This is a genomic window from Lactovum odontotermitis, assembly GCF_054658595.1.
Genome location: NZ_BAAGGQ010000010.1, coordinates 24,254 through 37,509, shown reverse-complemented (window position 1 = coordinate 37,509; position 13,256 = coordinate 24,254). Strand labels below are relative to the sequence as shown.

Sequence of the window (13,256 nt, the reverse complement as noted above, 5' to 3'; positions counted from 1 at the left end):
ACAATTGGTTCATGGCTGATTTCATTAGGGAACAGGGAATTTCAAAGATTATTTTAACTATATTTTATTTTCTTATCTTTTTGGTTACAGCTGTTTTGGGCATCCGAATCTTGCTGGGCTATTGGCAGTCTTTATTTGGGACAAGCAGCCATAGTTCGTCAGATTATGTCAAACAGGCAATCATCTTGGTGGCTGTGCTTCTTGGGCTTATTGTCGTCGCTAAAATCTGGTCATTTTATAATAGACGGCTGGAAGAGGATAGGGCAATGGAGGCTGAAATGGAAGAGGCTTTCAATTCGGCTGTTCCTGTTAACGTAGAGGAAAACGATTATCAGCCTGAGCAGCGCCTGAGACGCAGTTCTGTTAGGCAAGAGCCTGCTTTTTCAAGAGAAGCGAAAATGCCTGCCGGCGCCGATTTGAAAAATGCTGTGGCGCTTTCTGAGCTTTCTGAAAGAGGAGCATGGAGTGACCAGTCTTTGGAACTCCTAGAAAGCTGGAGTTTAAGCGAGAGTTTGGGCCTGAGGTCATCGGCTTCGTCTGCGCTTTCGCCTATTCAAAGACTGCAGGTTATTGAGTCGCCCAATCTGAAAGTGAAAAGCGAATCTTCTTTTTCTTCATTGTATGAGTCTGAGTCTGAAATCCCCAATATACGGCCGCATGAAATTGATGAACGGCAGCGTGTGCACGACCAGGCAAGGGCTTTTACAGAGTCTGCGCGTAATTCTCAATCAATTTCAGAAGCTGAGAATTTGCGGATTCAGGGAAGTCTGCGCTTTTCTGAGTCTATCAGCCAGGAGCTGCTTATGGCTGAGTCAGAGCGTCGGCAGAGTCAAAGCTATTCTCAGAATGAAAGTTATTCACTCCGTTTAAGTGAGCAGCAGCAGAGTAATTTCTATTCAGAATCATTTTCTGCCAGTCAGCGCATCAGCGAACGAGAGCATATTTTTGTATCGGCTTCACTTTCCCAGTCTTTTGAAATGTATTCTGCTTCGGCTGGAATACCGCCTGTCGAACCACAATTTCCGGAACAGGTACGTGATAATGTGATTTCTGATAGTCAGGAAATTGAGAAAATTTATCATTCTGAGTCTGTTCAGCCAAGTGCCCGCGATGCAGTCGAGACGGCTGAAAAGACTGATTTTGATTCAATCATCAAGAGAATTGAGCAGTTGCTGGATGATGAGTCATAAAGTATATTTTCTAAATTAAAAATAAATCCTATTTTGACTATCCAAAATAGGATTTATTGGTATGACAGAAAAATCAGTCATAATCATCTCCCTCACGTCCGTAATGAGCGACCCAAGGGACAAGCAGCAGCAGAATGAGAGGAATATAATATCTTCCTTGAAAGCCCAAGAGGTCTTTAAAGCCGAATTTATAGGTAAATGTCCAAGTGGCAAGAAGTGCAGCGTTAGTAATGAAAAGTGAAGCAAAGGCAGCGAGAACAGCAAAAAGGAAAAGTTTCCAGTTGGCCCGATTTCTGAGAAAGAACAGATAAATCAAAAGCCAGATAATTCCAATGACAAAACAAATAATGACTGGATAAAGCAGCTGCTGGTTGATAACTTTGACCTTGCCTGAGAAGATTTTGTTCCAGTATTTAATCACATCTTTAGGCTGGATTACATTGTTAAAGATGCTAATAATTGCGTCCCCCGGCCTTTTCAAGATATAAGCAAGGTTTTTATCAGGTTTGAAATTTATAGGATAGCCAACCGTTGAGAAGAACCTTGACCAAATCAGATACAGACTGGTGCCGATGCCTCCAATAAGTCCAGTGTATACGAATTTTTTCCGCAGCACAAGCCGCTCTTTCGGAAGGGCAAAAATCAGGAGAAGCAGCGGAACATAAGCAACTTTCGTAAAAAAGAGTAAGATACCTAAGAAAAACAAAATTCCGGTTTTTATACGGCCGATTGCCTCTCCAGGAGAGCAAAGATTGAAAAGAAAAGCAATGAACAAGCTGGCAGCTGCAATGGTAAAGACGTCGCCGGAAATTGACGAAGCAAGAAGAATTGTGTAAGGGTTAAGCAGCAGCACTGTACCGATTAATTTCCCGCGCGGCAGCAGACAAACGGACAATACTGCCATCAAGATATAAAAAATCAGATTGGCCACCCGCATTGAGATAAAAGTATTAGCAACCGAGGCATTCCCTGACTGAGCAATGGAGAAGCCTATAGCCTGCGGCAGCCAGTTAATTGACGGATATTGCCTTCTGACATAAGTATTAGTTTGACCAGTGACTTTCGGCAGCTTTTTTATTTTACTGAGCCATTTGTCACCGCCTTTTGTGTACAGTTCGGGTAGAATGTATGAAATTAAACGGTCAGCACGGGTGAATTCTGGTAAAGGATGTTTGGAGTCAGCCGTTTCATAATCAAATGAATACTGGCTCGGCAGCTTGATGTAATTTTTAGTTAAAAAAACATTACCCTCAGCTAATGCAACAGAGTTTTCTAAATGCATGCTGGCATCAGGAATAGTGAGCGGCGAGACATTCTTGATATAATAACTCCCCATCATAAAAGAAATAATCACAAAAATAATCACGCAGGCAGATTTTGTGATATTTTTACTATTATTAGTTTTTTCTATGAATGCAGCGAGGAAATCCATTACTAAAATTATACCACAGTCAGGCCGTTTCAGGGAATTTGACGATAATTTTGATAGTTTAATAATACTGAAGAAAAGAAGTGATTCTTTTTCGAAATTTTTAGTCGACAATATTAGATTAAAGTACAAAAAATCCCATTTTGTATGCAAAACAGGATTTATTTTCCAAAATTAACTGATTGATTTAATCAGCATAAGTCAGCAAAAAGTTATTCTTCTTACCTTTCCGGATAACTGTCAACTGGCCGTCAATCTTATCAGAATCACTCACAACAAAGTCCAGACTCTGCTGACGCTCACCGTTAACGTAAATGGCGCCATTCTCAATATCCTCACGCGCCTGCCGCTTAGAAGCCTCAATACCTGAGTTAACTAGCAGTTCAACCATATTCAGGTCTTCATCTGGCTTGACAGCATAGTGAGGAACAGCATGCAGACCTGAAGAAATGGACTCAGCATCCAGTTCCTTAAGATTACCGCCGCCAAAGAGAACATCTGTCACATGCAGTGCATGCTCGAAAGCCTCCTGACCGTGAACCATGGTCACAACTTCCTTGGCCAGAATCTTCTGAGCAGAACGGCTGCCGCGATTCGCATTGAAATCTGCCTCAATCTGCGCAATTTCGTCCAGCGGCAGGAAAGTGAAAATTTTCAGCAGCTTGACAGCATCTTCATCGTCAACATTAAGCCAGAATTGATACATCTGGAAAGGCGTTGTCTTCGTCGGGTCAAGCCAGACGGCATTACCCTCAGATTTGCCGAATTTTTTCCCGGTAGAGTCAGTGATAATAGGCGTGGTAATGATGTGCGCCGTGGTATTGGCCTTGCGTCGAATGAGTTCTACGCCGGCCGTCAGATTTCCCCATTGGTCAGAACCGCCCATCTGCAAGGTCACCCCGTAAAGCTGATTCAGCTCGTAGAAGTCATAGCCCTGCATGATTTGGTATGCAAACTCAGTATAGCTGAGTCCGGTTTCCAGGCGGGATTTCACAGAGTCTTTCGACATCATGTAATTAATCGTAAAGAATTTACCGACATCGCGCAGGAAGTCGATAAAGGTCAGACCGTCAAACCAGTCAAAGTTATTGGTCATTTCGGCACGATTCGGCGCATCAGTGTCAAAGTCTAAGAAGCGCTCAAGCTGGCCGCGGATTTTTTTCAGCCAAGTCTGCACAGTTTCTTTCGACTGAAGCGGACGCTCCGCGTCTTTAAATGACGGGTCACCTACCAGACCAGTTGCGCCGCCGACGACCGCATAAGGTTTATGACCGGCACGCTGGAGATGCATCATCATAATGATTTGCACGAGATTTCCAAGATGGAGGCTGTCAGCAGTCGGATCGAAGCCGATATAGTAGCTGACCATCCCCTCATTAAGTGCTTTGCGCAGTTCGGTTTCGTCAGTCGTCTGATTAATCAGGCCACGGGCTTTGAGTTCATCGAAAATTTCCAATGTTTACATCCTCCTTGTTTTTATGTTTAATCCGCGATTTGCAAACGCGAATTTAGTTTTAATTATAACAGAAAATTCGCAAAAATGCGGATTTTAGGAGAATTGTCAAGGAAGATTTACTGGCTAGCTCAAAAATAAGAGAGTTGTGAAATAATAATGGCGAAAATATTAACAATCTGATATAATTTTAATTGGCCCCTCGGTGATATACTCAAACAACTGCTGTACCAGTCTTGGCTGGTATTCTTATTGCTGTCTTTCGTTATTGGTTCAACAACAAAGACAGATGACAACTCTAGGTAGAGTTGACCCGCAACGCTTAAAAGTGAAAAAAATACCTCAGATACAGGAATATCTGAGGTATTTGCGTACATGGGTGACATGTTCACTTGTTATTATATCAAGAATTTGCGAGAAGTCAAGTTATTAGTTTTTTTACATCTTTCGTTACTGGTTCAACAACAAAGACAGATGATAACTTTAGGTAGAGTTGACCCGCAACACTTGAAAAAGTGAAAACGCACCTGAACAAATCATTTACGTGTATATTATAACAGGAATCATCAGGAAGTCAAATCAGAAAATTGGACAAAATAGAGAAAAATGTAAAATAGTTGACATTTTTCTTAGAAAAATATACAATAATTCTTGGCTAAAACTAATTTAGCCATCGGTAGGTGAGGCTACCACAGGGATACGGGTTGCTGCCGCAAAATCGTGGAGACACGATGAGAGGGCCAACAGTTCATGTCATTAAGGCGTGAAATAGTGCAACAACATCGCCCTGTGAAGCTAAAGCTTGAACGATAACGAGTTAAAGTTCTTTTTGCGACGCATTGATAGAATGATTCACTTGCCTAAGTTCAAGCAGCTAGGCAAGTTTTTATTTTAAGAAGCAAGCCTGCCAAAAAAACAAAAGAAAGGAATGAAAATGATGGAAGAACAAAGCATCAGCGGCCCGGAACCTGACAGTCCGCTGCAGACTAACAGCATGAAAACGCCCTCTCATTTTCATCGCCTTAGTTTATAGTAGTCTAAAGGTTAACGGCTGTACAATCACAATCTACTACAAGAAAAATGAGGTACAGACCATGAAAAAATTATTCACAAAAAATACTGCGACCACAATGAAGACAAGGCAGCAGCAGGAATTCGTGCGCCAAAGATTAGAATTTGCCGCACAAGCAGAAAAAGAAGAATTATTAAAAAAATTACACACAAGCTCAAAAGGCCTTAGCTCAGAGCAAGTCGAAATTTCCCGCAAGCAGTACGGCGAGAACAGCATCGCGCGCGGGAAAAAGATTTCCGCAGCAAAACGTCTCTGCCAGGCATTTATCAATCCTTTCACAGTGCTGCTCGCCCTTCTCGCGCTGGTGTCGGCATTCACAGACATCATTCTGGCGGCTCCGGGAGAGGCGAATCCGACCGCGCTTATCATCATCACGACCATGGTGGTGATTTCAAGCCTGCTGCGCTTCATTCAGGAAATGCGCAGCGGTAATGCGGCGGAAAACCTGCTGAAGATGATTAACACGACCACAAACGTCTATCGCGCGGAGACTGGCAGTCAGGAAATTCCCATTGATGAGGTGGTTGTAGGCGACATGATTCACCTCTCGGCAGGCGACATGATTCCAGCCGACCTGCGCATTATCGAAGCGAAAGACCTCTTTGTCAGCCAGTCTTCCTTGACGGGCGAAAGTGAGCCGGTGGAAAAAACGGCGCTGAGCGCCTTTGGCCAGGAAGGAAATGCATCAGTATTGACTGAGGTGCCGAACCTGGCATTCATGGGCACCAACATCATCAGCGGGACCGCCTTCGGAGTTGTTATTGCGTCAGGTGCGGATACAACCTTCGGGGAATTGGCGCGGCGTATTACGGAGAATTCCTCAAATGCAAAGAAGACCAGCTTTGAAAAAGGCGTCAACTCTGTTTCCTGGGTGCTCATCCGATTTATGCTCATCATGGTACCTTTTGTCTTTTTGCTTAACGGTTTTACCAAAGGTGACTGGATGGAGGCGCTGCTATTTGCACTGGCTGTGGCTGTCGGCCTCACGCCTGAAATGCTGCCGATGATTGTCACGACTTGTCTGGCAAAGGGCGCTGTGGCAATGTCCAAGGAAAAAACCATCATCAAAAATTTGAATTCCATTCAGAATTTAGGCTCGATGAACATTCTTTGTACTGACAAAACCGGCACATTGACTCAGGATAAGGTCGTTCTGATGTATTCGCTGGATGTGCAGGCGCAGGAGGACACGCGTGTGCTCAGGCACGCTTATCTCAACAGCTATTATCAGACAGGGCTGAAGAACCTGATGGATATTGCGATTATCCAGGCGACTGAGGAACAGCTGAACGGTGTATGTGATAAATATACAAAAGTTGATGAAATTCCGTTCGATTTTGAACGCCGGCGCATGAGCGTGGTCGTGCAGAGTGATGATTCAGAAGAAAATTCACAGAAGACACAGCTGATTACCAAAGGCGCTGTGGAAGAAATTCTGGAAATCTGCAGATTTGTTGAATACAGGGGCGATGTTGTCCGCTTGAGCGAAGAAATCAAAGCTTATATTTTAGACAAAGTGGATGAATTGAACAAAAACGGTATGCGCGTGATTGCAGTGGCGCAGAAGACGAATCCTTCGCCGGTCGGAACTTTCTCCGTGCAGGACGAATCCAATATGGTGCTCATGGGCTATCTGGCTTTCCTGGACCCGCCTAAAGAATCCGCAGCGCATGCGATTCAGGCCTTTGACAAATACGGGGTCGCAGTCAAGATTTTGACGGGTGACAATGATAAAGTGACGCGTGCCGTTTGTCGCCAGGTCGGACTTCCTGCAGCTCAAATTTTACTCGGAGTTGATGTCGACAAGCTGAGTGATGAGCAGCTCAGGCAGAAAGCTGATGAAATCAGCGTTTTCGCGAAGCTTTCTCCTCAGCAGAAAGCCCGTATTGTCACAGCCTTGCGGGACGGCGGGAACAGTGTCGGCTATATGGGTGACGGCATTAATGACGCGGCCGCGATGAAGGCCGCTGATGTGGGGATTTCCGTTGACACGGCGGTCGATATTGCCAAAGAGTCGGCTGATGTTATTCTGCTCGAAAAAGACCTGATGGTGCTTGAAAAGGGCATTATTGAGGGGCGAAAAACTTACGCGAACATGATTAAGTACATCAAGATGACCGCGAGCTCGAACTTCGGGAATATGTTCTCTGTCTTGGTTGCCAGTGCTTTCCTGCCTTTTATGCCGATGCTGTCGATTCAGATTCTCCTGCTGAACCTGATTTACGACTTGTCCTGCACAGCGATTCCCTGGGACAATGTCGACGAAGCTTATCTGACGGTGCCTCGCAAGTGGGAGGCTCGCTCTATCAGCAAGTTCATGCTGCGGATTGGGCCTACGAGTTCGGTTTTCGATATTCTGACTTACTGTCTGATGTTTTTTGTGATTTGCCCGGCGGTTTTCGGGCCATTCAGCTCGCTGACGCCTGGCAGTGCGGAATATATCGGATTTATTGCGCTTTTTCACACGGGCTGGTTTGTGGAGTCAATGTGGACGCAGACGCTGGTGATTCATCTGATTCGGACGCCGAAGATTCCTTTTCTGCAGAGTCGGGCTTCGTTGCCGCTGACTTTGCTGACTTTTTTCGGGATTGCTGGGCTGACGGTCATTCCCTTCACGCCTTTCGGCCGCTCAATCGGGCTGAGTGGTCTGCCGCCTGCTTTCTTTCCTTGGCTGGTTTTGCTGGTGGCGCTGTATATGGCGCTTGTCACGGGGGCTAAGAAGGTCTTTATACAAAGATATGGTGAATTATTATAGTAAGAAGTGAAATGCCGCATTGAAGCTGTTGAATATCAGTTAACATACAACACAGGACACTACTAAATATTGTAACAACTTTGATATAATATATTTGTAGAAGAAAAGTGGAGGCAAATAGATGGAGAATTATAAAGATATTATGGGAGTAACCTTTCGGAAAGTGAGGGAATCACGAGATATTTCATTACGTGCTGCATCAAAAGGTGTGCTTTCTAAATCTCAACTTTCTCGATTTGAAAAAAATGAAAGTCAAATTAAGGCAAGTGCATTATTTCAGCTTCTTGAAAACATAGGTGCATCACCCGAAGAATTCTTTTACATTATGCGACAATTCGAGAGTGATAATTTCAGCAGGCTGTTCCATATAATGGGAATCTATGAGCAGGAATCAAACTGGTCAGAATTGAAGAAAATCTATAGTAAGTGCATTAAAAAATATCAAGAGACATTGAATCTTAACTTTCGTATTCAGGCAATTTCAATCAAAGCTATTCTATATGGGCACAAACAGATTGAAAATTTATCGAAAAATGAAACAGAATTTACAATAAAGCTCCTTTACGATAATTTGAACTGGGGATTGCGAGAATTACGGCTATTTAATTGTACTCTTGCATTTCTCCCTTATTCTATCACCACGGAATTGCTGGAAGACATTTTAAAGAGGTCGTCTTACTACAGTAACATTGCAGAAAATCGTCAGATAATTATCATGATATTGAGAGGAGCAACCTGGAATAGTTTGACTCATCGAGATTTTCAGCATGCCCTACAATACAGAGGACATGTAAAAGAAATTGCAGCACTTTACAGCGATTATTTTGCTTGGATGGTCTTAAAACAGTTGGCCTATAGTTATGAAAAGGAGAAGGGGAATTTAGAGAGAGCAAGTCAAGAATTGGAAGAATATGTAGTGATTTTAAAGAATCTTGGCAACAACTATGAAGCCGAATCATGTGAAGAAGAATTGAACAAACTTAAAAAAGAAATAAAAAAATTGCGCAAAAATGGGACAAATTGAATTTGTCCTTTTATTTTTTGTTAGATTTATCGTTGAAGGAATTTCTAAAACGACGATTATGTGTGAAAAACAAATTATTGAACTTCCAACAGGAAGGCCGACATTGGAAATAGTTTCGTATGAGTCTCATATTGATTCAATTTTATCGGCAAATAATCTAGATAAGGCGAATTATTATCTTTCAATGCTTAATATGGAGGTTATCCAATTAGAAGGACACGATGCATCATTCTATGATTTTTTCATGGGGCGTAATATCTGTTCTGTACCTTTAAAACAAACTTTTACTAGTAGGGAGAGTATCCAAACGGCAGCTGAATTGATTAAACACTTGGAAGCATCTTTGAAAAAAGGAGAGTACTGCTATTTGAGTGTGGACACATTTTTTATTAGAGAATATTCGTCCTCAGGCAAGAACCATATTGTCCATTCTCCGTTGATTTCTGGAATGAGTAAAAGCAAAGTGAGACTTTCAGATTTTTTCGATTATAAGCATTACCATTTTGCTTGGATCAGTTTAGAAAGCTTTATTGAAGCCTACTTAGCGGTTCAAAGAGAGATTTATTTGCCCTTGATAGATAAAAACGAAAACTGGATTTTAAAAGTTGAAGATTTAAAAATCGATAGACAATTCCCTCAGATAGATACTCGAAAATTATTTAGTGATTATTTGAGAGGTGACAATAAAAGTGTTACAAAATTAGATGTTTTCCATTATCTAAATCAAAATTTATCCGGGATTTGTAATCCAAAAAATTGGTTGTATCAGAAAAAAATTGTTCACGGTCTTCAGGTTTATAATTGCATAAAAGAACGTATTCAAGCACTCTCCCATTCGGAACAAGAAAGTTTGGATAAAAAGTTAGTGGCAATTCTTTATAAGCATTTTTGCACATATTCTCATTTATCAAGTGTTTTGGAGTTAGATACGGATTGGCTTAATAAGAGTCTATCAAAGTCGAAACAGCTAATGTATCTTGGCCTAAAATCAATGCTGTCAAAGAAGACTTCTCAATATGCAAAAATATTGGAACTTGTCAATGAATTAGAAGAATCAGAGGAAAAATATATTAGGGAGAATCTATTATGAAATTACAGGATTCGGATTTCAATGAAAATAGGATGATTCAATACTCAAAATTCAATAATGTCGTCCAGCGTGATAATAATATTTTAATTTTTAACTCAAAGAGTAAACGCTTCGTAAAAATGACTAAAGAAGATTTTGAAGGTGCTATAGATAGAAAAGATTTACAAGTTCCATTGCTTGAGGCAGGAATCATTGTAGAAAATTACAGAGATGAAAGTGCGGAAATAAATCAGCAGTATTATCAGCGTGTTTATGACTCGACATTACGCTTAACTATCCTTGCCTCTGAGGAATGTAATTTTAGGTGTTCATACTGTTATGAAAAATTTGAACGCGGAAATATGTCTTTGGAAGTATGTGAGGGCCTTATTAAGTGGCTTAGGAAAAACATTAAGAATTATACAGGCTTAGAAGTCTCTTGGTTTGGAGGCGAGCCATTGCTTGGTATTAAACGAATTGAATATTTATCAGCAGAATTCAGAAAAATTTGTAGTCAGGCAAAGCGTCCATATCGTGCTAATATTACCACAAATGGATATTTATTGAACGATAGAATTTTTAAGAGTTTAGTTGACAATAAGGTTAGAAGTTTCACGATAACATTAGATGGAACCGAGATGACGCATGACAAGTACCGTGTGCTTCAAAATGGAGGAAAAACGTTTGAAAGGATTTTGAACAATCTAAGGAATATTAGAGATAATTGTAAAAAGAGGGATATTCAGATTAATATTCGCTGCAACCTTACCCAAGATACATTGGAAGTGGCAGAAGAATATGTACTACTGATGCATAATGAATTCTACAGTGACTGTCGTTTTTCATTCTTCTTTCGTCCTGCGGGAAACTGGGGTGGTAATAGAGTGAAAAAAATTAGCAACAGATTAGTCAATAGCCTTGATGAGTTTTATAGTAGCATTATTGAAGCTACAAAAAAGTATCCGCTCGATTTTTCCGTTAACGCAATGATGCTTATAGACGGAATGTGTAATTCTTCCCGGAATAATTATTACATCATCGGAAGTAATGGTATGGTATACAAATGTACAGTTTTATTTGATAGACCGGAAAATAGAATTGGAATGCTTACCCGTGATGGCAAACTAATTATTAACCAGGAGAAACAAAGTAAATGGACACTAGGAACCGTGGAGAACCGCTTAGAGTCTTGCGGCGATTGCCCCTTTACTTATTCTTGCTTCAATCGAATATGTCCAGCCAAGGGCTGGCTACTCACAATACAAGGAAAATGCGGTTACGAAAGAAGTGCCATAAAAAGTATTCTGTATATGCTTGATAATCAGGATTATTTTGAAAAAATAGGAGAGGGATAAAGAAAATGGAAATGGAAGAAAAACTGCAGCAATGCTTTGAGGATTTGGGCATTTTCCTTGATAATATTCAAGATTTTGATATAGACGAAGATATTGAAGATTCATTGGAGTTTATATCTTTAATCGTTGGAATTGAAGATGCTTTTGAGATAGAAATTCCTGATGAATACTTAAATATGAGTCGATTGAGAAGTGCACAAGACCTTATTAACATGATTGAAGTAGTCTTGAGCGAGAGTGAAATGAAATTAGAAAATGAAAATCATAAAAAGGCATTTTAGATTTTTGAGTTTTTTGAAAGGTACTTCTTTAGTACTCCTTATATCTCTAATATTAGCTAACTCAGTGCAATATCTTTCACAACCCTTGATTTTGAGGATGGCACTTAGTTTGCCTGAACAATTAACAGGGGAAAACTTAATAAAATTCGCTTTGCTTGGTTTTCTTTGCTATTTCTGGATTTATGGTATAGCTTTGCTCAGCAATATGTATATGTCTTATCTAATAAATGAAAGGCTATCAGTTTTAATTTCATCTGAAATACTAAAAAAATTTCTGCAGCATTCGGACATAAAGCGCAGTGATTCGGACAAGATATCGATTTTATCGCAGGACTCAGATGCTTATAGGGAGTCTTGGATTCAACCTCACCTTACTTTAATTATTTGGGGATCAGTTGTAGGTGTGACAATTGCTTATCTGCTGTTTACCAATCTTTTATTGGGAATTTTATTTGCACTAGGTTTGCTGTTAGTGCCAGCGCCGCAAGCGATTTTAAATAATAAAATGCGACAAAGAGGAAAAGAACTTGTTGAAGCACGGACAACAGCGTTGGCAAAAATAATGGATGCTATTCACGGCAGTCAAACTCTTCAGAATAATGGAGCAACAAAGAATATATTTCTGAATATTGTTAGGGCAATTGTAAAAAGAGAAGAAGCACGAACGCGGAATGCCTATTTATATAATATTTCTTACTCATCAAACGGAATCACGGCTTTCTTAGGACAAATAGTGCCTTTAAGTATAGGTTTTATGATGAACATGTATGGTATTCATATTAGCGTTGCTGAGTTAATCTCAATGTATGTTGCTTCAAATCAATTGACAGGGCCAGTTCAGTCAATGCTCTATGCAGTGACACAAATACAGGAGAACATGTCCGTGCGTGAGAAGTTGGAGGTAATTCTAGACGAACCTTCTTCTGAAAGCGGTGAGAAGAATTCGCTTATAATTGATTTGGCGGTTTTAAAGCTTCAGGCAATTTCTAAAGCCTTTGGACAAAAAATAATATTTAAACAGTTAACTTTGAGTTTTGAAATGGGAAAGAAATACCTAATCAAAGGAAAAAGTGGAGCCGGGAAAACGACACTTCTCAGACTAATTAATGGTGAACTTGTTCCAGATAAGGGGGAAATCTTTGCTCTGAATCAAAGTGGTAAAATCTATTCAGATTATTCGAGAAATGTGGGAATCATCACGCAAAATCCGTTCTTATTCAATGATTCTATTCGATTCAATCTGACAATGGGGCAAAGTTTTGATGATAAGGTACTAATTAATGCATTAAATCGTGTTGGACTGACAAGCGAAATAAAAGGCGTTCTGGATTTCAATATAGAAAATAATGGAGAGAATATTTCAGGAGGGCAGAGAGTACGAATCGAAGTAGCGCGCTTCTTGTTACGAAGAAAAGACATTTTACTGGTTGATGAGGTAACTGCAGCACTTGACCCAGAAAACGCTCGAAAGGTAAGAGAATGTATAAACAGTTTACCCTTAATGATTCTGGAAATCGCACATCATATTGATGATGAAATGGAGTACGATGAAGTGATAGATTTTGATGATGTGATTATAAACTAATAAAAAGGGAGAGTGGGTGGGCATCGCAAAAGTGTTTTGGAGA

The 13,256-nt window shown here is 40.6% G+C and carries 9 protein-coding genes and 1 riboswitch; of the genes, 7 read left to right on the top strand and 2 right to left on the bottom strand.

Annotated elements, in window-relative coordinates; translation table 11 throughout:
* The first annotated feature begins 11 nt into the window (after window positions 1-11).
* The gene (locus tag ACYQ2E_RS06820; RefSeq protein WP_460017320.1) at window positions 12-1,190 is read left to right on the top strand and encodes a hypothetical protein; all 1,179 of its coding nucleotides are present in this window, start codon (window positions 12-14) and stop codon (window positions 1,188-1,190) included.
* A gap of 73 nt (window positions 1,191-1,263) precedes the next feature.
* On the opposite strand, the gene ACYQ2E_RS06815 is transcribed toward ACYQ2E_RS06820, so the two are convergent.
* Window positions 1,264-2,622 carry a DUF2142 domain-containing protein gene (locus ACYQ2E_RS06815; protein WP_460017319.1) on the bottom strand — a complete coding sequence of 453 codons (1,359 nt, stop codon included), beginning with the start codon at window positions 2,620-2,622 and terminating at the stop codon, window positions 1,264-1,266.
* 184 nt (window positions 2,623-2,806) lie between these two features.
* Window positions 2,807-4,075, bottom strand: coding sequence for a tyrosine--tRNA ligase (gene tyrS, locus ACYQ2E_RS06810; protein WP_460017318.1), 1,269 nt, complete (start codon window positions 4,073-4,075; stop codon window positions 2,807-2,809).
* Window positions 4,076-4,737: 662 nt separating this feature from the next.
* Window positions 4,738-4,890, top strand: a riboswitch (M-box (ykoK) riboswitch).
* A gap of 276 nt (window positions 4,891-5,166) precedes the next feature.
* Here tyrS and mgtA point away from each other — a divergent pair.
* The 6 genes from mgtA to ACYQ2E_RS06780 all read left to right on the top strand — a co-directional run bounded on the left by mgtA (window position 5,167) and on the right by ACYQ2E_RS06780 (window position 13,213).
* Window positions 5,167-7,899 (top strand): magnesium-translocating P-type ATPase, encoded by a 2,733-nt coding sequence (gene mgtA / locus ACYQ2E_RS06805; RefSeq protein ID WP_460017317.1) that lies wholly within the window; start codon window positions 5,167-5,169, stop codon window positions 7,897-7,899.
* A 121-nt stretch (window positions 7,900-8,020) separates the two neighbouring features.
* Window positions 8,021-8,923 (top strand): helix-turn-helix domain-containing protein, encoded by a 903-nt coding sequence (locus tag ACYQ2E_RS06800; RefSeq protein WP_460017316.1) that lies wholly within the window; start codon window positions 8,021-8,023, stop codon window positions 8,921-8,923.
* Complete coding sequence (locus tag ACYQ2E_RS06795; RefSeq protein WP_460017315.1) at window positions 8,910-10,013, top strand: hypothetical protein; 1,104 nt, start codon at window positions 8,910-8,912, stop codon at window positions 10,011-10,013. Before ACYQ2E_RS06800 ends, ACYQ2E_RS06795 begins: the two co-directional genes overlap by 14 nt.
* Window positions 10,010-11,347, top strand: coding sequence for a radical SAM protein (locus tag ACYQ2E_RS06790; protein WP_460017314.1), 1,338 nt, complete (start codon window positions 10,010-10,012; stop codon window positions 11,345-11,347). The genes ACYQ2E_RS06795 and ACYQ2E_RS06790 overlap by 4 nt, the downstream gene beginning before the upstream one ends.
* Before the next feature lie 5 nt (window positions 11,348-11,352).
* The gene (locus ACYQ2E_RS06785) at window positions 11,353-11,628 is read left to right on the top strand and encodes an acyl carrier protein (RefSeq protein ID WP_460017313.1); all 276 of its coding nucleotides are present in this window, start codon (window positions 11,353-11,355) and stop codon (window positions 11,626-11,628) included.
* Window positions 11,603-13,213 (top strand): ATP-binding cassette domain-containing protein, encoded by a 1,611-nt coding sequence (locus tag ACYQ2E_RS06780; protein WP_460017312.1) that lies wholly within the window; start codon window positions 11,603-11,605, stop codon window positions 13,211-13,213. The genes ACYQ2E_RS06785 and ACYQ2E_RS06780 overlap by 26 nt, the downstream gene beginning before the upstream one ends.
* Window positions 13,214-13,256 lie beyond the last annotated feature (43 nt).

Coding starts and splice junctions, on each gene's coding strand:
- ACYQ2E_RS06785 (WP_460017313.1), top strand. CDS start 11,353: ATGGAAATGGAAGAAAAACTGCAGCAATGCTTTGAGGATTTGGGCATT.
- mgtA (WP_460017317.1), top strand. CDS start 5,167: ATGAAAAAATTATTCACAAAAAATACTGCGACCACAATGAAGACAAGG.
- ACYQ2E_RS06795 (WP_460017315.1), top strand. CDS start 8,910: ATGGGACAAATTGAATTTGTCCTTTTATTTTTTGTTAGATTTATCGTT.
- ACYQ2E_RS06790 (WP_460017314.1), top strand. CDS start 10,010: ATGAAATTACAGGATTCGGATTTCAATGAAAATAGGATGATTCAATAC.
- ACYQ2E_RS06820 (WP_460017320.1), top strand. CDS start 12: ATGGCTGATTTCATTAGGGAACAGGGAATTTCAAAGATTATTTTAACT.
- ACYQ2E_RS06815 (WP_460017319.1), bottom strand. CDS start 2,622: ATGGATTTCCTCGCTGCATTCATAGAAAAAACTAATAATAGTAAAAAT.
- ACYQ2E_RS06780 (WP_460017312.1), top strand. CDS start 11,603: ATGAAAATCATAAAAAGGCATTTTAGATTTTTGAGTTTTTTGAAAGGT.
- ACYQ2E_RS06800 (WP_460017316.1), top strand. CDS start 8,021: ATGGAGAATTATAAAGATATTATGGGAGTAACCTTTCGGAAAGTGAGG.